At 63.0% G+C, this 25,281-nt stretch carries 23 protein-coding genes and 1 pseudogene; 15 read left to right on the top strand and 9 right to left on the bottom strand.

Annotated features, from left to right (window positions below):
* The first annotated feature begins 16 nt into the window (after positions 1–16).
* The 13 genes and pseudogenes from AC57B6_RS36065 to AC57B6_RS36005 all read left to right on the top strand — a co-directional run bounded on the left by AC57B6_RS36065 (position 17) and on the right by AC57B6_RS36005 (position 13,793).
* On the top strand, positions 17–793 hold the full coding sequence (locus AC57B6_RS36065) for an HpcH/HpaI aldolase family protein (protein ID WP_025495890.1): 777 nt from the start codon (positions 17–19) through the stop codon (positions 791–793).
* Positions 794–815: 22 nt separating this feature from the next.
* Complete coding sequence (locus AC57B6_RS36060) at positions 816–1,694, top strand: amidohydrolase family protein (RefSeq protein WP_496423111.1); 879 nt, start codon at positions 816–818, stop codon at positions 1,692–1,694.
* 18 nt (positions 1,695–1,712) lie between these two features.
* A complete protein-coding gene (locus tag AC57B6_RS36055; RefSeq protein ID WP_496423110.1) occupies positions 1,713–2,864 on the top strand; it encodes a DUF5624 domain-containing protein in 1,152 nt (383 codons plus the stop codon).
* A gap of 83 nt (positions 2,865–2,947) precedes the next feature.
* Positions 2,948–4,267 carry an MFS transporter gene (locus tag AC57B6_RS36050; protein ID WP_496423109.1) on the top strand — a complete coding sequence of 440 codons (1,320 nt, stop codon included), beginning with the start codon at positions 2,948–2,950 and terminating at the stop codon, positions 4,265–4,267.
* On the top strand, positions 4,254–5,360 hold the full coding sequence (locus tag AC57B6_RS36045; RefSeq protein WP_496423108.1) for a hypothetical protein: 1,107 nt from the start codon (positions 4,254–4,256) through the stop codon (positions 5,358–5,360). Before AC57B6_RS36050 ends, AC57B6_RS36045 begins: the two co-directional genes overlap by 14 nt.
* Before the next feature lie 134 nt (positions 5,361–5,494).
* Entirely contained in the window at positions 5,495–6,604 is a 1,110-nt protein-coding gene (locus AC57B6_RS36040) for a porin (protein ID WP_106353990.1), read from the top strand.
* 128 nt (positions 6,605–6,732) lie between these two features.
* Positions 6,733–8,325: a carboxylesterase/lipase family protein gene (locus tag AC57B6_RS36035; protein WP_496423107.1), complete on the top strand. Its 1,593-nt coding sequence runs from the start codon at positions 6,733–6,735 to the stop codon at positions 8,323–8,325.
* Positions 8,326–8,438: 113 nt separating this feature from the next.
* The gene (locus tag AC57B6_RS36030) at positions 8,439–8,687 is read left to right on the top strand and encodes a hypothetical protein (protein WP_144193586.1); all 249 of its coding nucleotides are present in this window, start codon (positions 8,439–8,441) and stop codon (positions 8,685–8,687) included.
* A 215-nt stretch (positions 8,688–8,902) separates the two neighbouring features.
* On the top strand, positions 8,903–9,370 hold the full coding sequence (locus tag AC57B6_RS36025; protein WP_025495882.1) for a rhodanese-like domain-containing protein: 468 nt from the start codon (positions 8,903–8,905) through the stop codon (positions 9,368–9,370).
* A 42-nt stretch (positions 9,371–9,412) separates the two neighbouring features.
* On the top strand, positions 9,413–10,432 hold the full coding sequence (epsC, locus tag AC57B6_RS36020) for a serine O-acetyltransferase EpsC (protein WP_025495881.1): 1,020 nt from the start codon (positions 9,413–9,415) through the stop codon (positions 10,430–10,432).
* A pseudogene (locus AC57B6_RS36015) lies at positions 10,429–10,705 on the top strand (helix-turn-helix domain-containing protein). Before epsC ends, AC57B6_RS36015 begins: the two are co-directional and overlap by 4 nt.
* 108 nt (positions 10,706–10,813) lie before the next feature.
* Complete coding sequence (locus tag AC57B6_RS36010; RefSeq protein ID WP_025495879.1) at positions 10,814–11,746, top strand: family 2A encapsulin nanocompartment shell protein; 933 nt, start codon at positions 10,814–10,816, stop codon at positions 11,744–11,746.
* Entirely contained in the window at positions 11,721–13,793 is a 2,073-nt protein-coding gene (locus tag AC57B6_RS36005; RefSeq protein ID WP_496423106.1) for a family 2A encapsulin nanocompartment cargo protein cysteine desulfurase, read from the top strand. The genes AC57B6_RS36010 and AC57B6_RS36005 overlap by 26 nt, the downstream gene beginning before the upstream one ends.
* A gap of 97 nt (positions 13,794–13,890) precedes the next feature.
* Here the strand turns inward: AC57B6_RS36005 and AC57B6_RS36000 are convergent, their stop codons facing one another.
* From AC57B6_RS36000 to AC57B6_RS35965, 8 genes are all read right to left on the bottom strand, one after another.
* Positions 13,891–14,169 (bottom strand): DUF971 domain-containing protein, encoded by a 279-nt coding sequence (locus AC57B6_RS36000; protein ID WP_030102634.1) that lies wholly within the window; start codon positions 14,167–14,169, stop codon positions 13,891–13,893.
* The gene (locus AC57B6_RS35995; RefSeq protein WP_496423105.1) at positions 14,166–15,164 is read right to left on the bottom strand and encodes a HEAT repeat domain-containing protein; all 999 of its coding nucleotides are present in this window, start codon (positions 15,162–15,164) and stop codon (positions 14,166–14,168) included. The genes AC57B6_RS36000 and AC57B6_RS35995 overlap by 4 nt, the downstream gene beginning before the upstream one ends.
* A 64-nt stretch (positions 15,165–15,228) precedes the next feature.
* Positions 15,229–16,017 (bottom strand): ABC transporter ATP-binding protein, encoded by a 789-nt coding sequence (locus AC57B6_RS35990; RefSeq protein ID WP_030102636.1) that lies wholly within the window; start codon positions 16,015–16,017, stop codon positions 15,229–15,231.
* Entirely contained in the window at positions 16,014–16,868 is an 855-nt protein-coding gene (locus AC57B6_RS35985; protein ID WP_496423104.1) for an ABC transporter permease, read from the bottom strand. Before AC57B6_RS35985 ends, AC57B6_RS35990 begins: the two co-directional genes overlap by 4 nt.
* Before the next feature lie 41 nt (positions 16,869–16,909).
* Entirely contained in the window at positions 16,910–18,340 is a 1,431-nt protein-coding gene (locus AC57B6_RS35980; RefSeq protein WP_178368688.1) for an ABC transporter substrate-binding protein, read from the bottom strand.
* A 52-nt stretch (positions 18,341–18,392) separates the two neighbouring features.
* Positions 18,393–18,638, bottom strand: coding sequence for a 4Fe-4S dicluster domain-containing protein (locus AC57B6_RS35975; protein ID WP_030102639.1), 246 nt, complete (start codon positions 18,636–18,638; stop codon positions 18,393–18,395).
* Positions 18,639–18,647: 9 nt separating this feature from the next.
* Positions 18,648–20,381, bottom strand: a complete 1,734-nt coding sequence (locus tag AC57B6_RS35970) for a fumarate reductase/succinate dehydrogenase flavoprotein subunit (RefSeq protein ID WP_496423156.1) — start codon at positions 20,379–20,381, stop codon at positions 18,648–18,650.
* 8 nt (positions 20,382–20,389) lie between these two features.
* Complete coding sequence (locus AC57B6_RS35965) at positions 20,390–21,169, bottom strand: GntR family transcriptional regulator (protein ID WP_106353968.1); 780 nt, start codon at positions 21,167–21,169, stop codon at positions 20,390–20,392.
* Between the two features lie 250 nt (positions 21,170–21,419).
* On the opposite strand from AC57B6_RS35965, the gene AC57B6_RS35960 reads away from it, so the two are divergent.
* A complete protein-coding gene (locus AC57B6_RS35960) occupies positions 21,420–22,742 on the top strand; it encodes an LLM class flavin-dependent oxidoreductase (RefSeq protein ID WP_028200647.1) in 1,323 nt (440 codons plus the stop codon).
* A 45-nt stretch (positions 22,743–22,787) separates the two neighbouring features.
* Here AC57B6_RS35960 and AC57B6_RS35955 read toward each other — a convergent pair whose 3' ends face one another.
* Positions 22,788–23,546 carry a GntR family transcriptional regulator gene (locus AC57B6_RS35955; RefSeq protein ID WP_046565766.1) on the bottom strand — a complete coding sequence of 253 codons (759 nt, stop codon included), beginning with the start codon at positions 23,544–23,546 and terminating at the stop codon, positions 22,788–22,790.
* Between the two features lie 190 nt (positions 23,547–23,736).
* Between AC57B6_RS35955 and AC57B6_RS35950 the strand changes: the two genes are divergently transcribed.
* A complete protein-coding gene (locus tag AC57B6_RS35950; protein WP_496423103.1) occupies positions 23,737–25,281 on the top strand; it encodes an SLC13 family permease in 1,545 nt (514 codons plus the stop codon).

Genomic DNA, 25,281 nt, shown 5'->3' with positions numbered 1-25,281 from the left:
TAACGACGGAGACAGCATGAACGGTGCGGAACTGGTCGAACGCCTGCGCGCGCGACACAAGATCATTGCGCTGGGAATTCGCGCCTCGCGCACAACGGATGCGGTCCGCTGGGCCAAAGCGGCCGGCTACGACACGATCTGGGTGGACATGGAACATAGCTCGCTGCCGGTCGATACCGTGTCGCAACTGTGCTCATGCGCGGTCGACCTCGGCCTGATGCCGTGGGTGCGGGTACCGGAACGCGACTACGGCACGATCAACCGCGTGCTGGATGGCGGCGCGCTCGGCATCATCGTGCCGCGTGTCGAGACCGCCGGGCAGGCGCGCGACGCGGTGATTGCCACGCGGTTTCCGCCGCTCGGCCAGCGTTCGCAACTGGCCACGCTGCCGTACGTCAATTTCGAAAAACTTCCCGCTCGCGAACTCAACCGGCGCCTGAACGACGCGACCGTGCTTAAGGTCCTGATCGAAAGCCGTGCCGGTGTCGAAGCGGCCGATGCCATCGCGGCGGTCGAAGGCGTCGACGTACTGGCGCTCGGTTGCAACGATCTCTCCGCCGATCTGGGCCACACCGGCGAATCGGCCCATCCCGAGGTCGTGGCGGCATGCCGCGAGGTGATCGCCGCGGCGCAGCGGCACGGCAAGGTGGTGATCGTGGGCGGCATGCCGGAATGCGAGGCGCTCAATGAATTGCGCCGCGAAGGCGCCGCGCCCTTCGTCTTTGCCGGCATCGACAGCGATGTTTATCTGGCGGCGCTGCGCGAGCGCGTCGAACAGGCACGTCAACTTTAATTCGAACCTTTACTTTCAGATCATGGCAGAAACCCCGCTGATTTCCACGCCGATGCGCGACTACGAGACGCTGTCGCGGCCGTCGTTCAACATGCCGGCGCTCGCGTGCGACGCACACATGCACGTGTTCGGTCCCGAAGACAAATATCCAAAGGTCGAGCATCCGCACTACACGCTGCCGGACGGCAAACTTGCGCACTATCTGCAGATGATGAGCGTGCTGCAACTGAAGCGCTTCGTGATCGTGCAGCCGAGTTTCTACGGCACCGACAATCGTTGTCTGATCGACGCGCTGCACGTGGCTGGTTCGATCGCGCGCGGCGTCGTGATGATCGAGGAGGGCACGGACGCGGCAACGCTCGACAGTTTCCACCAAGCCGGCGTTCGCGCGGTGCGGCTTGACCTGTTTGCGCGTTCCGGGCTGCCGACCGCTGAAATCCAGCAGTACATCACCCGCATGGCCCGCCTGTGCGCGAGCCTTGGCTGGCACGTGCAGTTCTATGCGCCGGGCTGGGTGGTGCGTAATCTGGTCCCGTTTCTCGCTGACGTACAGACCGATTTCGTCATCGATCACATGGGTTACATGCTCGAAGAAGACGGCCTCACGCAAGCGGATTTCGACCGCCTGCTCAGCTTGCTGAAAGACGGCAACTGCTGGCTTAAACTCAGCGCGCCGTACCGGATCGCCAAACATCGCGGCTACGAAGCCGTGGCGCCGATGGCCGAAGCGATCATCAAGGCCGCGCCGCAAAAAGTGATCTGGGGTTCGGACTGGCCGCATATTCCCGATTCGACGCGCGACACCGGCGAATTGCTGAATCTGCTCGGCGCATGGACCGGCGATCCGGCGGTGCACAAGATGATCCTGGCCGATAATCCCGCGCGACTGTTCGATTACTGAGGCGGTATTTACCCAACTATGCCCTACCAACCCAACGCAGCGTTTGCCGGTCTGTTTCGCGCGTTCACATCGGACCCGCAGAGCATCGGCGCGCACCTGACGCAGCAGATGGCGCAGCAGCAGGCGGACGATCCATTGCTGGTGTCGACCGGCAGCGATATCGTGCTGTTTCCCGGCGCGGGGCGTGCGCCGACGATCGAGAGCTTTCGCAAATCGACGCGCGGCTTCATCGAGTTGACGGCGGTATCGCATCTGCCGCTGGCGCTGGCTTATCTTGCGCGGATGCGCGAACTGGCGCCGCACGACACCGCCTGGCAACGCGACGCGTCGAACCTGCGCACTCACGCGCAGCAAACCCGCGCGGCGAACTCACTGGCGTTGTGGCGCGATCACGTCGCGGTCGATAGTTTCGCTGGCCACGAACAGAAGATCGCCGATCTCGTCGACTATACCTGCGGCGTCACCATCGATCTGCTCGAGCGGATCGAGAAAGATCACGCGCTGCTGAGCTTCGACCGTCTGAACGACGAGTACTTCGCCGCGCCGTCCACGAGCGCGTTCCCGGTGCCGATGAACGACGTGATGTTCGCCACCTTCGGGCTCGCGTTTCTCGACATCGTCTATCGCATCGGCAACTGGTTGCGTGCCCAGGCGCTCGACTGGAACCGCCTGATGGTGCTCGTCAGCGGCCGCTCGGGCAGGCCGACTGCCGGCGTGACGTGGGGCTCCAACAACATGTGCTATCTGGTGTGGTGCGCGTCGAATCGCGTGCTGTTGCCGGAGCGCGTGTTTATCGCACCGCATGCACCGTCGTTCTCGGTCGCCGAACTGCCGGATGCCGCGGGCATGGCCGAACTGGAGCGTACGTATCGGGATTTGTGGCTCAACACGCGTGCCAGTATCGAGGTCGCGCGTGCGTTGTTTCCCGAGCAGACGCCGTATGACTTCGATCCGGCACCGCCCGGCGGCATGCCGCCCATCACCTCGATCGGCGACCGCGATGCGACTACGGCGCGTCTGCGCCGCATCATGGAAGACCCGACTCAACTGCTGTCCAACTGCGTCGCGGATTACATCGTCGATCAGTTGTACAGCAACGGCAATCGACCGCAAAAGGTTGAGATCCCCGGCTTTACGAACGTGACTTTCCCGGGCGCCGTGCAGTCGTAACGACGGACGCCGCACCGACACCCGCGCGCATGGGCGCCCGCGCGGGCCATAACAAAACGCCCTTGATGAAGGAGACAGGCTTCATGAATCCACTCGCACTAGAGCCGTCGGCGGGTCCGCCGGTCAGCAACGTGCTGCGTATCACGCTGGTGTGCTTCGCGGTATCGATGATCGACGGCTTCGACACGCTGATGCTGTCGTTCGTCGCGCCGTTGCTCGCGAAGTCATTGCAGATCGATCACGCAACGCTCGGCCGCGTGTTTGGAGCAGGCTTTATCGGCACGGTGCTGGGCTCGCTGATCGTCGGGCCGCTGGCGGATCGTTTCGGGCGCCGGCCGATGCTGCTGCTTGCGCTTGCTGTCACCGGCATTTTCACGCTCGGCTGTGCGTTCGCCACGTCGGCGACGATGCTGGCCACGCTGCGGTTTATCGGCGGCCTCGGCATGGGCGGCGCCATTCCGCCCGTGGCCGCGATCACCGCCGAGAGCAGTTCGCCGCAGCGCCGTTCTTCGCTGGTGATCCTGATGTTTATCGGTTTTCCGCTCGGCGCGGTGGTGGGCGGTGCGATCACCGCGGCGTTGATGGTGCGCTTTGGCTGGCCGTTCGTGTTCGTGATGGGCGGCACGTTCGCTTTGCTCGCGCTGATCCCGGTGCTTCTCGTGATTCCGGCGCAAACCGTCAGCCATGCTGAACGAGTGGCGGCACGGCAGCATGCGGCGGCGAGCGGTCTGAATGTAGTCGGCAGCATGTTTGCCGACGGCCGGTTCCCGGCCACGTTGGCGCTGTGGGTCAGCGTGCTGTCGAGCATGATCCTGTCGGGTTTCCTGGTTAGCTTCATGCCGACCATTCTCAACATGAACGGCGTAGAACCGGGCCGTGCCGCGCTCGGTTCGGTGTTGCTCAATCTGGGAGCCATCGGCGGCGCGCTGGTGATCTCGACCCTGGTCGGCAAACGTGGACCGTTTATGCCCGTGGCGATTGCCTTTCTGGGCGGCGCGGTGTTGACGGTGGCGCTGGGTCAGATCATCGGTGCGGGGAATATCGCGCTGGCGATGCTGTTTGCGGTCGGCGCCTTTCTGGTCGGCGGCCAATTGACGTTTCCGGCGATTGCCAGCTATCTGTTTCCGGCCAACGTACGGGCGGCCGGGGTCGGTTGGACTCTCGCGATCGGACGCATCGGTTCGATCGTCGGGCCGGTGGTCGGCGGCGTGCTGCTGTCGCAGCATCTGTCGTTCGAAACACTTTTCATACTGGCGGCGATTCTCGCGGTGGGCGCGGCGTTGGGTCTGTGTCTGTCCAATGTTCTGCGGCCGCGAGAGAAAGAAGCTGGACAGATCATGTCGACTGCGCCGTTCCCGGTCACGGGTTCGGAGTTGGGAGAAGCCAGTCATGGCAAAAACTGAGTTGGGCGCGGGCTTGCTCACAGCACTTCAGCAACTGCCGACTAGCGGCGCGCGCGCGGTCGAAGTCTTTACGACGAACGAAGGCACCTTTCTCGGCGTGCCGCAACTCGCGCGCGATGTGGCGGGTGAAGCGCCCTACATGAACGGTGGCGACAGCGATATGGAAGCGCCCATCTACCGCTGGCAGGACGGCCGTTTCGTCGAGCATGAAGCGCTGGCCTTGCCTGGCGGCGAAGACCTCGAGTACTTCGAGATCGACGGCCGGCGCTTTCTCGCGGCGGCCGGCGTTCGAAGCGGCAACGGACCGTACGATCTCGATACCGACGCGGTGGTGTATGAACGCGTTGCCGGCGCATGGGTGCCGTTGCAAAGATTTCCGGCATTCGCGGCGAAACAGTGGACGGCATTCTCGTTCGACTCGCGTCATTTCCTCGGGCTGTCGCAAGGCGTGGTGGTCGACGGGGTCGAGCCGAAACATCCACGCGAATCGTGTCTGTTCGAGTGGAATGGCGAACTCTTCGTGCCGTTTCAGAACTTCAACGGACAGTGGGGCTACAACTTCGCGTTCGTGTCGTTTGCCGGCGAGCACTATCTCGCGTATGCGGATCACGTCAGCGGATCGTCGGTGAATCGTTGGAACGGAGAGAAGTTTGTGCCGCTGCAAACCTTCAGCGAGAACGGCGGCCGTGCATTCCGCTTTTTCGAAGCCGACGGTGCGCTCTGGATGGTGCACGCGAACCTGCTCAACCACACCACGCTTTATCGATTCGACGGCGCGCAGTTTGTCGAGCGGCAGATGCTGGGCGGCCCAGGCGGACGCGAACTGTGTTTGATCGACGGTAAAGAGGGACGTTATCTGGTGCGTGCGTGCTTTATCACGGGCACGCCTAAAGCACCGGTGGTCATGCAGCAGTCGGAGATATTCCAATGGCGGGATGCCTGTTTCGAACTGGTGGGCGACTTCGCGACCTCGGGTGCGACGGATGCCGCCAGTTTCGTCGAAGACGGTCAGCGCTATCTGGTGGTGAGTAACGGCCTGAGCGATGAGATCCGCTTTCGCATTGATTCGACCTTATACCGGTTCAACGGTTAGCGGCTAGAAACCGCCAAACCCGGCTATCAGTTGCGCCCGGCGGCCCGCCGGGCAGTTCCACACAGGAACCGATTTCCCTTTTGCGGGGGAGGGCGACGCTTTGCCTTTTAAAAATAAAACATTGGAGACGAGTAATGAAAAAGTTTGCCTTGAGCTTAAGCGCAACCGCAGTACTGGCCTTGAGCAGCCAGATGGCCCATGCGCAAAGCAGCGTGACGCTGTACGGGATTATCGATGCGGGCATTACCTACTTCAGCAACGTGAACGGCCATTCGAATTTCGTCGCCAACGACGGGTCGATCCAGTCGAATCGCTGGGGCCTGCGCGGGGTGGAGGATATCGGCGGCGGCACACGAGTCGTGTTCGATCTGGAGAACGGCTTCAATCTCTACTCGGGCACGATGGTGCAATCGGGCGTGCTGTTTAGCCGTCAGGCGTGGTTGGGCGTCGAGAATCAGACCTACGGCAGATTCACGCTCGGCAAGCAGTACGACTTCTTCTGGGACAACCTCACGCAGTTTGCGATGGGGCAGGTTGCCGGGCAGTACTCGTGGCACCCAGGCGACTTCGATCACCTTGCGGGCACGCTGCATATCAACAACGCAGTCAAGTACACGTCGCCGAACTATCTGGGATTGCAAGCAGGCGCGCTGTATGCATTTCCTTCGCAATCCGTATCGGCGGGAACAGGGCGTGTGATTGCGTTCGGGCTGCGCTATTCGAATGGCCCGCTGAATCTCGGCGCCGCGTACACCGACACGCACGATCTCGGCCTGAATGGGCCGAGCCAGGCCGGCACCACGTTCTTTCCCGATCTGCCTGGCGCGCCAGTACTGGCGAGCAGCGTTAGCAGCTTCGGGGTGGGCGGCAGCTATCGCTTCGGCCGGAGCCTGACGCGGCTGCTGTTCACCGACACGCACTTCCGCATCGGTCACGACAACGGTTCGATGCCAACCTACGAAATCAACGAAGTGTTCCAGCTGACCCCGGCCACGACGCTGATGGGCGGCTACTGGTACAGCAAGCTCGGTTCGCAGAAGTGGCAGAACGGCACGCTGCTGCTCGACTATGCGCTGTCGAAGCGCACCGATGTCTATACGAGCGCGACCTATCTGCGCGCGTCGGGTGGCGCGGCGCCGGTTTTCCTCGGCGGCGGGGCAGCGCCGGTATTTGCCAATGGCATGTACGTCGGCACGGGGCAGTCGTCGACTGCGGTGCGCGTGGGCATCCGCACGCTGTTCTAGTCCTGCTGCGGCAGGACTGAATGCGCGGCGCTACGGTGATTGAGCGCCATTCATCTCAAACCGCCAAGTGAATCCGGTCCGGGGCACGCGTCAGGCGGTTGCGCCTTCCCGGACATCTGGAGACAAGCATGAACGCCTATCATCGGCGAGCCATGGAATGGCTCATCGCAGTCACGATTCCACTCATCATGCTGGGGTGCGGCGGCAGCGTCCACAGCCCGGCACCCGCCGACCCGAGCGTCGTCGCGACCCAGCAGGGACAGGTCAAGGGCATCGTCGCCAACGGTGTGCGCGAGTTCCTTGGCCTGCGTTATGCGGCGCCGCCGACCGGCGCGTTGCGCTGGAAACCGCCCGCGCCCGCCGCGGCCTATGCGAGCAGTCCGTACGACGCATCGCACGTCGGCTCAGTCTGTGTGCAAGGGACGGCGGCGGCCCCGACCGGCAGTGAGGACTGTCTCTTCGTCAACGTCTATGTACCCGGTACGACCGCAGGCACAACGGCCTTGCCCGTGCTGTTCTGGATTCACGGTGGCGGTTTCATTCTCGGCTCCGGCGCGGCGACCGATGGCAGCGCGCTTGCTTTGAAGGCGAATGCGATCGTGGTGACCATCAACTATCGCCTCAATGCGTTTGGTTTTCTCGCGCATCCGGTGCTTGCGGCGGAAGACCCCAATGGCGCGACCGGCGACTACGGCATCATGGATCAGACCGCCGCGCTCGCCTGGGTGCAGAAGAATATTGCGGCGTTCGGCGGCGACCCTACGAACGTGACGATCTTCGGCGATTCGGCCGGTGGCCATTCCGTGTACGTGCAACTTGCTTCGCCGGGTTCGGCCGGATTGTTTGCGAAGGCTGTCGCGCAGAGCGGCGGTTTCAGCCGGCAGCAGGAGAGCTTGCAGCAGGCCGAGACGGATGGCGTCGGCTACGCCAAAACGTGGGGCTGCACCGACCCGTCCAGCGCGACCTGCCTGCGTAATCTGCCGGCATCCGCGCTGTTGCAGGGCAACCCTGTCGCCTGGTATGCAACGATCGACGGCAAGGTGCTGCCGGGTTCGACAAGCGCGGCATTCGCCAGCGGCCAGTACAACCGCGTGCCGGTCATGTCGGGTTTCACGGAAGACGAGGGGACGTATTTCGTCGCCGCGGCATTCGATGCGCAAGGCAAGCCCGTGACTGCTTCGGGCTACGAAGCGGCGATCCAGGGCTTCCTCGGCGTTTCCGGCGCCGCGACCGCAGCGCTCTATCCGGCAAGCCAGTTTTCGTCGCCGGGTCAGGCGCTCGCCAAAGCAACCGGCGACTACCTGTTCACCTGCGGCGAAATGCAGGACGCCGACAACCTCGCGAAGTATTCTCCGGCGGTGTACATGTATCGCTTTTCCGATCCCGCGCCCTATAGCGTGCACAGCCTGATTTCAGTGCTGCCGCCCGCCGCGATGAACTACGGCGCCTTTCACTCGTCGGATCTCGACTACTGGTGGCAACTGATCCCGAGTCCCACGGCGAACCAGGCGACGTTATCGGGAGCGATGACGGCCGCGCTGGCCAGTTTCGCGCACACCGGTAATCCGAATTCGGGCAGCACGGTGGCGAGCTGGCCGTTGTACACCCCGGCGACGCGGCGCACGCTCGACTTCGGTTATCCGGTCTCGAACACCTACGACGCGTACACCGCGCATCAGTGCAGCTACTGGTACGGTCAGGCGCCGTCGCACGGTCTATAAATCGAGCTGAGCTATAGGGCCTTTCTTCGAAAACCAATCCACAAAAGCTTGTTTGCGATTCCGTATCCAGGTCGCTAGATTCATTCATATCGCAATGAATCGACGGAGCTCGCATGACCACACTTTCAGCGACGCTTATCTGGGGCGGACTGCGGCATCCTGTGCGAAGCCTGCAGAAGCAATGGTCAAAACGCGCGTCCGTCCTGTCTGAGCAATCTTCAGACAGGGCGGCTGCCGCGGCCTACACCCCCCCATCACCCGAGCGGCTCGAACGCATTGCGGCTTACGCACGCTGCGGCTATTTCCATATGGAATACACCGCCGGCATGTTTGTCGTACCGCTCGAGGTCCCAAGGGAATGATCCGCGCGCCGGCACGGGCGCGGCACATCCGCAGCGAGCGGGCGGGGCGGCTCCAAGCAGGAGCGACCGAACCGATGCTTCTTTAGAAATCACAATTAATTGGTTCGGCTTCTGCTAACTCTCTTTCATAGTGTCTTCTGATGGCTATAGGCGGTTGCATTCGCAGATGGCTTAGACCCGCGCCTACCGATTCGCGCGACATCGAAGGAGACATCATGACGCTTGAAATCGCAGAACGACCCACTCATGCATTGCTGGAAGCCGCCCGTTCGCAAGCCGCCGCGGCCGGTTTGCCTTATGCCGGCGGCGTGTCGCCGCAGGATGCGTGGGCGCTCGTCCAGGCCGGCGACGCCGTGCTGGTGGACGTGCGCAGCGCCGAAGAACGCAAATTCGTCGGACTCGTGCCGGACAGCGTGCATGTCGCGTGGGCGACCGGCACGAGCCTGACGCGCAATCCGCGCTTCGTGCGTGAACTCGAAGCGAAGACCGGCAAGGAGGCCGTCGTGCTGCTGCTGTGCCGCAGCGGCAACCGCTCGGCGCTGGCTGCCGAGGCCGCGGCGAAAGCCGGCTTCACACAGGTGTTCAACGTTCTGGAAGGTTTCGAAGGGGAACTGGACGGCGCGCAACGGCGCGGCGCCAGCAATGGTTGGCGCTTTCATGGGTTGCCGTGGATTCAGGACTGACGGCCTGATCGTTCGCGCTGCACTTTACGGGGAGTAACCGCTGTGGCTGTGTTTGATGTCGATGAAATTGTCCACGCGCTTCAGACGGTCCGCCAGCAATGGCGCGAAGTGCAGAAGCGCTCGCTCGAACCGGGCGGGCGCGAATTGCCGGGGCGCGAAGCGCTCTCGGAGATCATCGATACGCTGAAAGGCGTGCTTTTTCCGATGCGGCTGGGCCCGGCCGACCTGCGTCAGGAAAGTGAAAACTTTTACGTCGGGCACGCGCTCGACGCCGCGCTGCATGCGTTGCTGAGCCAGGCGCGGCTGGAGTTGCACTACCGCAGCCGTCATCAACCGCCGCCCGCCGCCACGATCGAGGCGCAGGCCGGCATCGCGGTGCGTGCGTTTGCGGCGCGTTTGCCGGCGATTCGCAGCCTGCTCGATAGCGACGTGCTGGCGGCCTTTCACGGCGACCCGGCGGCGGGCAGCGTGGATGAAGTCTTGCTGTGCTATCCCGGCGTGCTGGCGATGATCCACCATCGGCTCGCGCACGAGCTCTATGGGCTCGGGCTGCCGCTGCTGGCGCGCATCATCGCCGAACTCGCGCATGCGCAAACCGGTATCGACATTCATCCTGGCGCGCGGATCGGCGCGGGATTCTTCATCGATCACGGTACGGGCGTGGTGATCGGCGAAACGGCCATCATCGGCGAACGCGTGCGGGTCTATCAGGCGGTCACGCTGGGTGCGAAACGCTTTCCGCGCGATGCGCAGGGGCACCTGGAAAAGGGCCATGCACGTCATCCGATCGTCGAAGACGACGTCGTGATTTACGCGGGCGCCACCATTCTTGGCCGCGTCACGCTCGGACAGGGTTCGGTGATCGGCGGCAACGTGTGGCTCACGCAGGACGTCGCGCCGGGTACGCATGTGACGCAGGCCGTGTCGCGCAACGAGGGCACCGGCGCGGCGGCGGTTCGTGAGCGCGCGCCGCGCGGTCAGCCAGATGTGCAGGCGGACGCGGGGGCAAACTCGTATGCAAGCGCGAATGCGGAACCCGCAGCGGCCGGAGCGGCGCGATGAGCGTGCTCGTCAGGGACTTCGGCGCGGCGGTGCGACGCCTTCGCGAGGCGTCCGGCTGGTCGCAGGAGCAGCTGGCCGAGCACGCCGGACTCAATCGGTCTTATGTCGGGGAGATCCGAGCGCGGTTCTGCGATCGCGTCGATTGTCACGCTCGACAAGCTGGCCCGCGCTTTCAACGTGCCCATCGAGCGCCTGCTCAGCCATCCATCTGACGGTTTGAGTCTGGCCACGCGCCCGCATTCCGCTTTCGCCGATCCGGCGTCGCCCCTTTAGACCGCCTCTTTGCCGTCTATAGCATGTTGAACGGCTGGGGGCGCCTTCCGATAATCACTTTCGTTCATAAGCTTTCCCGTTTTTCTTCTATCAACCCCGGAGCTTCAGATGACAGCAACAGTGGGCGGCCTGACGGCGCTCGGCGATACCGCAGCACGGCAACTAGCCAATGCCACCAAAACCGTTCCGCAACTCGCCACGATTACGCCGCGCTGGCTCACCCATCTGCTGCAATGGCTGCCGGTCGAGGCGGGCATCTATCGTCTGAATCAGGTGAAGAATCCGGAAGCCGTCAAGGCGGCCTGCACCGCGCGCGAAGATGAAAGCATCCTGCCGCGCACTTTCGTGCCGTACGAAGAGCAGCCGCGCGAGTACTTCCTGAATGCGGTCAGCACCGTGCTGGACGTCCACACGCGGATCTCGGATCTGTACAGCAGTCCGCACGATCAGATCAAGGAACAACTGCGCCTCACGATCGAAACGATCAAGGAGTTGCAGGAAAGCCAGTTGATCAACAACCCGGATTACGGCCTGCTCGCGAACGTAGCCGAAGAGCAGCGCGTGTTTCCGCTGACCGGCGCGCCGACTCCGGACGATCTCGACGAATTGCTGACCAGGGTATGGAAGGAGCCGGCATTCTTTCTGACTCATCCGCTCGCGATCGCCGCGTTTGGCCGTGAATGCACGCGCCGCGGCGTGCCGCCGCCGACGGTCAGCCTGTTCGGCTCGCAGTTCCTGACGTGGCGCGGCATTCCGCTGATTCCGTCGGACAAGGTGCCGGTTGCCGACGGCAAGACCAAAATCCTGCTGCTGCGCGTGGGCGACAAGCGCCAGGGCGTGGTCGGCCTGTTCCAGCCGGGCGTGGCCGGCGAACAGGGTCCGGGTCTGTCGGTTCGCTTCATGGGCATCAACAATCATGCGATCGCTTCGTATCTGATCTCGCTCTATTGCTCGCTCGCGGTGCATTCGCCGGACGCGCTGGCGGTTCTCGATGACGTGGAGATCGGCAAGTACCATGACTACCCAGACACCTACAAGTAAGCCCATGAACAGCGTCCTGCCGCACGATGTGCCGACGGGTCCGCCCGCGGGTTTGCCTGACCCTGCCACATTGGCGTCGCTCGCCAATGCGTTTTTCTCGGCGCTGCCGGGCAATGCGCCACAGCCAGGAGGCGCGTCCGGCGTGGTCGCCACGCTGCCGCTTACGGCGCCTGTCACCAGCGAGATCAGCAATCCGGCACCGGCCGGTTCGCCGCTCGCTGGGCCGGGCGGCACGGGTACCGGCGTGCCAGGTGCCGGGTTGCCGCAAGGGCATGTGCCGGGTGGCAACCTGTTGCCCTCGGCGCCCACCCATGTCCTGTCGCTGGGTAACCGCGCGCCCGCGTTGGCGCCACATGCACTTGCGCAGAACGGCTTACCCGATAGCGCGGTGAGCGTTGCGCCGGCGCTCGACCCGCGCTTTGGCGGCGCGGCGCTGGGCGTGCCTGAGGGGCACGGTGTGCAACGTCCGCCGGCGGGCGGCGCGTCATTGGCGTCGCCAGTGTCGGCGGGGTCCGCATCGCCGTTCTATTTCCTTGGCGAAGCCGCGCAAGCTCAGACTTCGGGTTCGACGTCGCCGGATATCGTGGTGCCGGGCTGGCATGAGGTGAGCGCGCAATCGTTCGGTTTGCCAGGCGTTGACGAACCGCTCGCGGAGCAGCGCTTCCCGTACGACCGGCCGGCAGCCGCACAGACGGCTACGCCGGGAACGACGCCGGCGGAGCACGGCAGTCGTTCGCATTATTTTCTGGATCTGAATGAGGGGGCGCGTTTTGCTGCGCAAACGCCTCGCGCGGCAGATGGCGTGCCGCATGCCGGGCCGTCGGCCCATCCGCCCTTCGATGTGAATGCGATTCGGCGGGATTTTCCGATTCTGCAGGAGCGTGTGAACGGCCGTCAGCTGGTGTGGTTCGACAATGCCGCGACCACGCACAAACCGCAGGCGGTCATCGATCGGCTCGCATATTTCTACGCGCATGAAAACTCGAACATCCATCGGGCGGCTCATGCGCTGGCCGGCCGCGCCACGGATGCGTACGAAGCCGCACGCAGCAAGGTGCAGCGTTTCATCGGCGCGGCGTCGCCGGAAGAAATCATCTTCGTGCGCGGCACTACCGAAGCGATCAACCTGATCGCGAAGACGTGGGGTGTGAAGCATGTGGGCGAGGGGGATGAGATCATCGTCTCGCATCTGGAGCATCACGCCAATATCGTGCCGTGGCAGCAGCTTGCCGCACAAACGGGTGCGAAGCTGCGCGTGATTCCAGTGGACGACAGTGGCCAGGTTCTGCTCGATGAATACCGGCGGCTGCTCAATGACCGCACGAAGATCGTGTCGGTCACGCAGGTGTCGAACGCATTGGGCACCGTGGTGCCGGTCAAGGAGATCGTCGAACTCGCGCATCGGGCAGGGGCGAAGGCGCTGGTCGACGGCGCGCAGTCGGTGTCGCACATGCGGGTGGACGTGCAGGCGCTCGACGCGGACTTCTTCGTGTTCTCAGGTCACAAGGTATTCGGTCCGACCGGCATCGGCGTGGTGTATGGCAAGCGTGCGATTCTTGAAGATATGCCGCCGTGGCAGGGTGGCGGCAACATGATCGCGGACGTCACCTTCGAGCGCACCGTGTTCCAGCCGCCACCGAATCGCTTCGAAGCGGGCACGGGCAATATCGCCGATGCAGTCGGTCTCGGTGCGGCGATCGATTACGTTCAGCGCGTGGGCATCGAGAATATCGCGCGTTATGAACACGATCTGCTGGCTTATGCGACGAGCGTGCTGCAACCGGTGCCGGGGGTTCGGTTGATCGGCACGGCGCGCGACAAGGCCAGTGTGCTGTCCTTCGTGTTGAAGGGGTACGAGACCGAGGAAGTCGGGCAGGCGTTGAACGAAGAGGGCATTGCGGTGCGCTCGGGCCATCATTGCGCGCAGCCGATCTTGCGGCGCTTCGGCGTCGAAGCTACGGTGAGGCCGTCGCTCGCGTTCTACAACACCTGCGATGAAGTCGATGCGCTGGTGTCGGTGGTGCGGCGGCTGTCTTCGCGGCGCTAGGACAAGCGGCGACCTTCCACGGCCGCCGCTTTTTTCACCGCGCCATCATTCAGGCCGTATTTCAGGCTGTATTTCAGGCCGCACTTCAGGCCGCATTTCAGGTGATTGCCGCCAGATATTCCCACGGATAGATACCCTGCGCGTGTCCGTCGCTGAACCCGATCTGCACGCCGTATCCCATCGGCTGCATATCGACGATCGCAACATGCGGCTCGACCCGCGCATCGTGACCCGCATGCGCGAGGCGGCGGCATGTCGAGCAAGGGCAGCGCTCCCTCAGCGTCGCGTTGTCGATCCACTGCGTGTGTCCGCCATGCCATGTGAGGGACAATCGTCCACTCGCCGCGTGAACCGTGACGTGTTCCGGGGCGTTCATCGTTGCGCCTTTCCGATTTGCGTCAAGGCGATGCGGGCGGCCTTGCGTACTTCCGGATCGGCATCGGCCGAGGCGGCGTGCAAGGCGGGCAATGACGCTACGTCGCCCAGTTCTCCTAGCGACAAGGCAGCTTCCTTGCGCAGATTGCTGATCGCGTGGGTGAGGAGTGTGGCGACCGCCGTGCTCGCCGCTGTGTCGCGGAGTTTGCCCAACGCGCGAACTGCCTGCAAACGGACTTGCCAGTAGTCGTCTTCGAGCGCTGCGATCAGCGCATCGCGCGCGTCCGACACGCGCAGTTTGCCGAGGGTGGCCGCTGCTTCCTCACGGACCTGCCACGCCGCATCGCGCAGCGAGCCCAGCAACGCGACGATGGTCTCTTCCGTTGCCGCTGCCCCGATACCCAACGCTCCGATTGCCGCGCGGCGTACGGCAGCGTTCGCATCATTCACGGCGACCGCGGTGAGGGGGCCAAGTGCCTGCTCGCTCTTCAACCAGCCGAGCACGCTCACCGCTTCGAGCCGCACCGGGTCTTCGCTTGCGCTGAGCGCGGCCAGCGCGGGTTCCAGCGCTCCCGCGTAGCGTAATTCGCGCAGACCGCGCAATGCAGCCTGGCGTACGAACGGATCGGGATGCGTGGTGTAGGGCGCGAGCAGCGGTCCCGATTCGGGATCTTTCAGATTGGACAGACTTAGCGCGGCTGCGTCGCGCACCGCTTCCGTACGATCCGTCAATGCTTCGCATAGCGCTTTGACCGCGTCGGCGCGCTCCCACGCACCGAGCACCTCGGCGGCCTGCGCGCGAACGTCCGGCGACAGGTCGGTGAGCAACGCGGCGACAATCGGTCCGAGCAGGGCTTCGTCTTCAAGGTCGGCGAGCGCGAGGAGCGCGATACGGCGCACCGCGGCATCCGTGGATGCCAATCGCGGCAGAAGTTCGGCGGCTTCCGGGTCGAGGGAATCGGGGTCGAACGTCAGCGGAAGCGAAATATCGGTCATGTGTAGAGTGATGTCTGGATTGAAGCGGAAGCTTTCGGTAACCCGGTCAGGCACGCGAAACACGTCAGGCCATTGCTTCGCGCAACAGCGCGAGGCAATGGCGCTTGATCTCGATGAATTGCGCGTCGGTCGTGGTCTCGTCGTCGCGAGGGCGGTTCAACGTGACGCGCAAATCGGCGACGATGCGCGCGGGGCGCTGCGACAGCACGAGGATGCGGTCGGCGAGAAACAGCGCTTCGTCGATATCGTGCGTGACGAACAGCACCGTGGTACGGATCTGTGTCCACACGTCGAGCAGCAGTGTTTGCATCATGCGGCGCGTTTGCGCGTCGAGCGCGCCGAACGGTTCGTCCATCAGCAGCACGCGTGGCCGGTTGATCAGCGCGCGGGCGATTTCCACGCGCTGCTGCATGCCGCCCGACAATTGCGCCGGATAGCGCGTGCCGAACCCGCTTAAACCCACCAGGTCGAGCAGCTCGGCGGCTTGACGGTGGCGCTCATCGGCCGGGAGCCCTTTCATCTTCAGGCCGAATGCGACGTTGTCGATTACGCGCTTCCACGGAAAGAGCGTGTGCTGCTGGAATACGAGACCGCGTTCCGGATGCGGGCGCACGACCCGCTCGCCGTCGACGACAATCTCGCCCGCACTGGCTGCCACGTGTCCGGCGAGTGCCGCCAGCAGCGTGGATTTTCCGCATCCCGAGGGGCCCAGTACGCAGACGAGTTCGCCCGGTTCGACGCTGAAATCCAGTTGATCGAGCGCGGTGAACCGCTGTTCGCGCACGCCGACGTCGACGCTCAACGCGCGTACGTCGATGCGGCCAGGCGGTTTCGCTTGCAATTCGGTGCTCATCGCTGCGCTGCCTCCATCCGGTACCACGGTATCAGCGCCAGCCCGACGCGCTTCACCAGCACACTGCTGCCCATACCCAACGCGCCGATCAGCAGCATGCCGACGACGATGTCCGCATAGTTCTGCAACGTGTACGACTCCCACGTGAAATAGCCGATCCCGTACTGACCGGCGATCATCTCGGCGGTGACGAGACAGAACCACGCGGTTCCCATGCCGATCGACAGACCCGTGACGATAGCGGGCGCCGCACCCGGCAAGATCACTTCACTGAATAGCGCCGCGCCGCGCGTGCCGAGCGAACGGGCGGTTGCCACCAGCCGTGGATCGACGCCTTCCACACCATGGATCGTATTCAACAGGATCGGAAACAGGGCGCCAATGAAGGTGATGAACATCATGCTCATCTCCGATGAAGGAAACATCAGGATGGCAAGCGGGATCCACGCCACCGCGGGAATCGGCCGCAGTACCTCGAGCGGGGGCAGCACCGCGTCCTCGAACGCCCGATAGCGCCCGATTGCAAGTCCCAGCCCGATACCCACGGCGCTCGCCGCGACAAAACCCGCCAGCACGCGCATCACGCTGGACAGCAGGTGCATCGGCAATTTGGGCGAGTGGAACAGGGCCCAGGCCGCGGGCACCACGTCACTTGGCGCGGGCACGTTGGCGAACGTCACAAGCCCGAACGAGACATGATGTTCGGCCAGCACTTGCCAGATGCCGACACATACCAGAACCGATACGAACCTGGCCGCCACACGTGCGAGACGTGCCGGATTCCAGTTCCGCCGGGCGGCGGCGCTGTGTCGAACGCTGGTATTCTCCGTGGCGTCGAGAATGGCTGACATCGAGGACTCCCGTGGTTGGATGAACGTCGCAGGACGATCGGTTAGCGTGCCGCGACCGCTTGCGTCGCATCGGTCTTCGCGGCGGCGAAATCCACCACGTTGCCGTTCACCTGCTTCGCGTAGCGATCGGCGTTGTCTTTCAGCAGGAAGGCGTTGATATTGCCCTTGGCGTCCTTCACGTACCACGCCTGACTGGCGAACAGCTTCAGGCCGCTCGAACGATCCTGCACGTACACCACACGAGCTTTCTTGCCGCCTTGCTCCAGCGTGTTGAGCGCCGCGAAGGCCTCCTGCGCCGATGCATAGTTGCGCACCTTGCCTTCGCCATCGAGCCAGACCTGCGTCACACTGCGAAAATCGGTGATGGGTTTGCCGGTTTGCACGTCATTGGCCACGAGTGGCTGTTTCGCGTAGTTCCTGAGGGCCGCGTCGTAGTTCAGTCCCGATTGTCTGAATGCTTCGCGCAGATAGCGGTCGTCGATGAACGTGTTGACATCCAGATCGACGTCGGTCTTTTTCAGCAGCTTGAGTGTGCTGATCGCCGTGACAGTTGCCTGCCGGTATTCGGGCTTCCATGTGAGATCGCGCGTCTGCAGACCGAGCGGCCCGTGGAACAGATAATTGACCTCGGCGTCGATGCCGGTGACCTTCTGGATCAACTGGCTGTATTTCTCGGGATCTTGCGCAAACAGCTGATTCGCCTCGATCACTGCGCGCAGATACGCGACCACGACTTCCGGATAGCGCTTCGCATAGTCGGCGTCGACGAGCGTGCCGTGGAAGGTCGGCGCGTGGGTCTGCGCACCGTCGTAGATCTTGCGCGCGAAACCGCGGAACGGAAACAGTTCGGCGAACGGCACGAAGTCGGCGTGTGCGTCGATCTTATGCGCCTTCAACGCACTACCGGCCACTTCGGGCGACTGCGTGATGATGTTGACGTCGGTGTCGGGATTCCAGCCTTGCGCCTTGATGGCCCGCAGCAACATGCCGTGCGCCGCCGAGGCGAACGGCACCGAGATCGTCTTGCCTTTCAGGTCGGCGATCGAACGGATGGACGAGTCGTCCGGCACGACGATGCCATTGCCGCTGCCGTCGATACTGCCTGAGAGTACCGTGATGAAGATGCTTTTCCTGCCGGCCTTCTGGAAGGCTGCTCCGTTCAACGAACCGGGGAAATCCGCCATCGATCCAAAGTCGAGTTTGCCCGCCACCATTTCGTTGGTCATCGGCGCGCCGGACGTGAAGTCTTTCCATTGCACGTCGTACTTGACGTCTTTGTACTTGCCGTCGTGCGGCAGATATTTGTCGAGCAGATTCAGTTCGCGGATCAACAGGCCGCCGGTCGCGCAATTGATCGTCGTGTCCTGCGTGCCGATCGCGACGCGAATTGTCTCGGCGCGCGCCGCGCCCGCTGTGAGTGAAAACAGGCCGCTCGCGAGGAGAGCCGTGGCAAGCCATTGACGACGTTTCATGAGTTAAGCCCCGGTTGATAGGGAAACAACGTTTGGTCGGAGTGAGCGGCTGCTAGCGCAGCAGATACGGAATGTCGACCCTGACCGCATCGGTCGGGCAATCTTTTTCACACGGCATGCAGTACCAGCATTCGTCGAACTTCATATAGGCCTTGCCCTTGGTCAGATCGATCGCGAGCAGGTCGAGCGGGCAGACATCCACGCAGACGGTGCAGCCTTTGTCCGCGATGCATTTGTCTTCGTCGATCGTGACCGGCGCGGCGCTGCGCTGGAAAATGTTGTGCGGTGTCGTAGACATGGTGGCTCCTCAAGCGTCGGCGAGCGCCGGCTCGCCGATTCGCAGGTTCTGATAGGCCTGAGCTTCGTGGTCGCCGAGCGGCACCACATAAGGTTCTACGGCGCGTTTCTCGCTGACCATGCGGCCCGTTGCGTCTTTCTTCAGATGCGTGTGGCAAAACCATTCCGCGTCGTTGCGTTGCGGATAATCGACGCGATGGTGGTACAGCCCCCAGCGGCTTTCAGTGCGATACAGCGAAGCGTGCGCCGCCATTTCGGCGCAATCGCGAATCGCCCGCACCTCCGCGGCGCGCATCAGTTCGTGCGGATTGTCGGCCTTGATCTGATCGATATCGGCCGCGATTTCAGCGAAACGTTGCAGGCCGATCTCCATCTTGCGCGTGACCTTCGGCGGCTGAAGATAGTCGTTCACCATGCGGCGCAGCTTGTACTCGACTTGCGCCGGTGCGAGCCCGGTGTCCCGTTCGAGCGGGGCATAGATTCGCGTCCGTTCCGCCTCCACTTGCGCGCTATCGAGCGCCGCATGCTCGCGGCCGTCGATGTATTGCGCCGCGTTCTGCCCGGCGAACCAGCCGTACGTGAAGGCGCCGAGCATGTAGTTGTGCGGCACGGCGGCCATGTCCCCGGCAGCGTAAAGACCGGCGACCGTGGTCTCCGCGCGCTCGTTCACATAGACGCCGGAGGCACTGTGGCCGCTGCAGAAACCGATCTCCGAGATGTGCATTTCGATCATCTGCTGGCGGTAATCGGTGCCGCGTCCTGCGTGAAACCGTCCCCGGCTCGGGCGTTCATTCGTGTGCAGAATCTGCTCGATGGTCTGAATGGTTTCTTCGGCGAGATGGTCGAGCTTCAGAAACACCGGCCCATTGCCGCTTTGGAGTTCCTGATAGAACTCCCACATCATCTGGCCGCTCCAGTAATCGCACTCGATAAAACGCTCGCCCTTGCCATTCGCCGTGAAGCCGCCGAGCGGGCCCGTCACATAAGCGCAGGCCGGGCCGTTGTAGTCCTTGATCAGCGGGTTGATCTGGAAGCACTCGAGGTTCGCCAGCGCGGCGCCCGCGTGATATGCCATCGCGTAGCCGTCGCCGGCGTTGGTGGGATTCTCGTAGGTTCCCATCAGGTATCCCGAAGAGGGCAAGCCTAGCCGGCCCGCCGCTCCGCAGCAGAGAATCACGGCCTTGGCGCGCACGACATAAAAATCCGCCGTGCGGCAATCGAAACCCAGCACGCCGCAAGCACGGCCTTGCGCGTCGGTCAGAACCCGTGTGACGACAATACGATTGGTGATCGGGATGCGCGCGCGTTTGAGCTGCCGGTAGAGCACTTTCTTGATGTCATGGCCCTCCGGCATCGGCAGAACATAGGAGCCCATGTGATGCACTTTCTTGACCGCGTAGTCGCCTGTACCGTCTTTTTCGAACTTCACGCCCCAGCGGTCGAGTTCCTCGATGGTCCTGAAACTGTGCCGGGCGTAGGCGTAGACGGCGGCCTGATCGACAATGCCGTCGTTGGCGATGGTGATTTCCCGGGTGTACTGCTCCGGTGTGGCATGGCCGGGGATGATGGCGTTATTCAGACCGTCCATACCCATCGAGATCGCGCCGCTGCGTTTGACGTTGGCCTTCTCCAGCAGCAACACTTTCAGGTTCGGATTCTGTTCCTTTGCCTTGACGGCAGCCATAGGGCCGGCCGTGCCGCCGCCCACGACGACCAGGTCGTACTCGAGCACGTGCGTACTCATTTGCGTGTTCATTTCGTCTTCCTTGTGCTTTTCTTCTCTTTCTGACGGTCGATGCGAAAGCGGTATTGGAACGCGTCGCCGCGGAAATAGAGGTATTCGTAATCGATTGGCGTGCCGTCCGCGCTATGTGTAAGACGTTCGATGCGCAGCACGGGGCTGCCTTCTTCAACCTTCAGGGCCTCGACGATTTCATCGTCGGCGAGAATCGCGTCGATGGAGATGTCGGCGTGGCCGAGCGGTACGGCGCAGTCGTTCTCGAGAATCAGGAAGATGTCGCGCGTGACGAGGTCCGCGCCGGCGAGGCGTTTGCCCAATGCTTCCGGCACCCACGTGATTTCAAGCGACACCGGTTCGCGATTGAGCAGCCGCACCCGATGGATTTCGGCGACCTTCGTGCCTTCCGGCAGTTGCAGGCGGCTCGCGATGTGCGCGGTGGCCGGGATGAAGCGGATCTGTTTGAGCTGGTTGACGATTTCATAGCCCATCGACGACATCGCTTCGGCAAAGCCTTGCAACGCACTGACGTTCTGGAACGCTTTCGGCTTGGCGACGAAGGTGCCCTTGCCGTGAAGCTTGAAAACGAGACCTTCCTTTTGCAGATCGCCGAGCGCTTGCCGCACGGTGATGCGGCTGACGTTGAACATCGTGCAGAGGTCGCTTTCGGACGGCATCTGCGAATGGGCCGGATAGGTGCCGTCGAGAATGCGCGCGCGCAACGCCGTCTTGATCTGCTCGTAGAGCGGGACGGCGGAAAGCGGCAGCACGTTGGCCGGGTCGGGTTTCAGCATGATCTGTGGGGTATCCGTACTTGTTATGACAAGTTGCAGCACAGTCTAGTGATGGAGCCGCGGCGGGCGAACGAAGATTTTGTGCTTTGTATTTCTGCGGGACAGCTTTCGGCGTGCCGGTTCGCGCTGGCGCCCCGCGCGGCGGGTTCAGCAGGCCGGTACGGGTGGGTGCAAAGCGGTGGGCGGCGCCAAGCAGCCTTGGTGAAGGCCGATTAAACTGGCCCGACCTGTTTGCGATGGAGCTTGCTACATGTCACGTCAGCTTCGCCTCGGCGCTTTTATGCGTCCGACCACCATTCATACCGGCGCATGGCGCTATCCTGGCGCCTATCCCGATGCCAACTTCAACTTCACGCATCTGAAGCGCTTCGCGCAGACGCTCGAGCGTGGCCGCTTCGACGCGTTCTTCATGGCCGACCACCTCGCGGTGCTCAACATGCCGCTCGACGCGCTCAAGCATAGCCACACGGTGACCTCGTTCGAACCGCTGACGTTGCTGCCTGCGCTGGCCGCGGTCACGGAACGGTTGGGACTCGTTGCAACCGCGTCCACCACGTTCGACGCGCCTTATCACGTCGCCAGACGTTTCGCGTCGCTCGACCATATCAGCGGCGGCCGTGCCGGATGGAATCTCGTGACGACGTCGAATCCCGATGCCGCGCTCAATTTCGGCCTCGACGAGCATGTCGAGCACGACGAACGCTATCGGCGTGCCCGCGAGTTCTTCGACGTGGTCACGGGCCTCTGGGACAGTTGGGCCGACGACGCCTTTATTCGCGATACGCAAACCGGCATATTCTTCGATCCGCAAAAGCTCCATGTGCTGAACTACAGGAGCGAGAACTTCTCGGTGCGCGGGCCGTTGAATATTGCCCGTCCGATTCAGGGGTGGCCCGTCATCGTGCAGGCCGGTTCATCGGAAGCAGGGCGCCAGATCGCGGCTGAGACCGCCGAGGTGGTGTTCACCGCGCAAAGCCTGCTGGCCGACGGCAAGCGCTTCTATGCCGATGTGAAAGGCCGGATGGAAAAGCTTGGCCGGGCACGCGATCACATGAAAATCCTGCCTGCCGCTTTCGTGGTGGTGGGCGATACGTTGGAGGAGGCTCAGGAAATCCGCGCGCGGCTCGATACCTTCGTTCACTACGAGAGCGGAATCGCTTCGCTGTCGATCGCATTGGGGCACGACGTGTCCGGTTTCGATCCGGACGGCCCGTTGCCCGAGATTCCGGAGACCAATGCAAGCCGCACTGCACGGCAACGGGTAGTGGAATGGGCGCAGCGCGACGGGCTGACGATTCGTCAACTCGCCCAGCGTATCGGCGGATACTCAGGGCTCGAGATGGTCGGCACGGCGAAAACGATTGCCGACCAGATGGAGCAATGGCTGGTGGAGGAGGGCTCGGACGGGTTCAACGTGATGTTCCCGTATCTGCCGGGCGGCCTTGATGACTTCGTGGATAAAGTCATTCCTGAGTTGCAACGGCGCGGCCTGTTCCGGCGCGAATACGAAGGCACGACGCTGCGCGAGAATCTCGGATTGCCACGGCCTGAGAACCGGTTTTTTGCCCGCTGAGATGAGCGGGCAAAAAACCGTCAACCAGGTATTTCACCCCACGTTCTAACGCTCGCCCGTGCGCGCCGTCAGTTCCCCATTCATCGCGCTGCTTACGACAAACTCATACCGTTCCGGCCGGATATGAAATAGCGTCGACTCGCACACGCGCCCATCGGTTAGGCGCGAGCTGCGTTTCATCACCAGCAGGGGCGCATGCTCCGTTGTCTGAAGGCTGCGCGCGATAGCCGCTGATGCCGCCACGGCGGTAATGCTCATGTCCGCGCGGGCGATTTTCCATCCGGGCATCGATTCGATGATCTCGTAGGAAGGCCGCGTCTGCGCCAGCTGTTCGGAGATCGTTTCGGCTTCCGGCAGCAGCCACGTCTGCGCCAGCGCGACGCTCACGCCGTCCACGGAATGCAGGCGTTCCAGATAGACGGCGGTCTTGACCTCGTTCGCGAACACGCCGGCCATGTCGGCCGGCAGTTTCTTGCCGGGCTGCATGCGCAGGAGCCGCATCTGCGGCTCGGCGCCCTGGCGCGCCAGCGAATCGTAAAAGCCACGCAATACATCGAGGCGATGCTGCATGCGCTTGCCGCTGGCAAAGGTGCCTTTGCCCTGTTTGCGCTCCACCAGCTTTTCGTCCGCCAGCTTGCCGATGGCGAGCCGCACGGTCACACGGCTCACGCCAAAGCGCTCGCTGAGTTCGGCCTCCGACGGCAGCTTGCCGGAAGGCTCGAAACTGCCATTCTCTATCTCGCCGCGCAACGTGCCGGCAATCTGATCGTACAGCGACGTGACGTTCTCACGGACCAGTCTCATGGACTCTTTTTTCCTTTTGCAGTGCCCACCGGCACCGCGATGGATCGATGCGGCAGCCTAAGCCAATTCTTCGTATAAGGATATGAGAAGTGCTTAGATCGACAACTTGTATTAATACGTATTATGCCAACTTTCCGGCGCGTCAGGTTCGCATGCGGGCGAATCCTGGCCGCCTCACAGGAGCGGGGAAGTGGCAAACGAAACATCGAGCTATGCGACGGTCGCAAGTGTAAATCCAACCGTGCCGCAGCACGCGAATCATTCCGTGGCAACGCATTTACCGGCACGCGGGAGTCTGTTGAAGGCTCGCGCGGGATTTCTGTTTGCGTGGCTGTGTTTCATCGCTATCGCCTGGATATTGCCGGCGCCGCAAGGTCTCACGCCGCATGGCAAGGCGACTCTGGCCGTGGTCGCGTGGGTGGCCGTCGTGTGGATCACCGAGGCGATACCCGTCGGCGTCAGCGGCATTCTGCTGCCCATGCTGCTGGTGTTGTCGCACGCGGTCACGCCGTTCCCCAAAGCCGCAAGCGGTTTCGCCGCGCCGGTCGTGTTCCTGTGCCTGGCCGCTTTTCTGTTTTCCGCGATCATGCAGGCGGCCGGGCTCGACCGCCGCGTTGCGCTGGTGCTGCTCGACAAGCTCCGGGTGCGCTCGGCGAATGGCGTGATCTGGGCGATGTTCGTGGTCAACTTCGTGATGTCGCTGGTGGTGCCGGCTGCTAACGCCCGTGCGGCTGCGTTGCTGCCGGTGACCAACGGCATCGTCGGGCTGTTTGGCGAGAGCGGGCGCGAGCGCAGCGCCAGAAAGGCCATCGTGATCCAGACGCTGGTCTATGGCTCGATGATCAGCGGCATGTGCATTCTTACCGCGCATCTGCCGAATATGGTGGTCTCCGGTCTGCTGGAGAAGCAGCTCGGCGTACGGATTTCGTATTTCACGTGGTTCCGGCTGCAATGGCCGTACCTCGGCATGTTCGTGCTGACGCAGTTCTGGGTGCAGCACTACTTCAAATCGCGCGGTGTGCCGGTGCCGGGCGGCCGTCAAGCGATCGTCGACGCGCGCCGCAGTTTGCCGCCGGTGGCGCGTCAGGATTGGCGGGTGCTCGCGATCTTCGGTTTCGTCGCCGTCATGTGGGCCACCGAATCGCTGCATCACCTGCAATCGGAAATCGTCGCGCTGGTCGCACTCGCGCTGATGTTCGCGCCTGGCGTGCTGCGCTCGAGCTGGAAGGAGATTCAGGAGCGCACCATCTGGGGCACGCTGTTTCTGCTGGGCGGGGCGCTCTCGCTGTCGTCGGCGATCAGCGATTCGGGGCTCGCGCAGTGGGCCGCCGATCACATCTACACACTCGCACACGGCTATGTCTGGTGGCTGATGCTGGCGATCGTGATGATCGGCACGCACGTGATCCGGATCGGCATGCTCTCCAATGTCGCGGCCGTGACCATGATCGCGCCGATCGCGCTGGCTCTCGCGCCGCGTCTCGGTCTGCATCCGGTGGCTTTCACGCTGCTGATCAGCGATACCGACAGCTTCGCCTATCTGCTGCCCACGCAGATCACAGCGGGCGTCATTGCCTATAGCAGCGGCGCCTTCACGACCTCGGACTACGCGAGGGTCGGCGTGGTCTCGGTGCTGATCGCGATCGCCTACGGCATCTGCGTGATGGCGCCGTGGTACGCGTATCAGGGCATTCCGATCTGGAACCCTGCCGCGCCTTGGCCGTTCGCGCATTGA

Source organism: Paraburkholderia sp. BGA-UO-ETr-F12 (assembly GCF_059567945.1).
The sequence above is the reverse complement of the archived record's forward strand: the minus strand, read 5'-3'. Positions and strand labels throughout refer to the sequence as shown.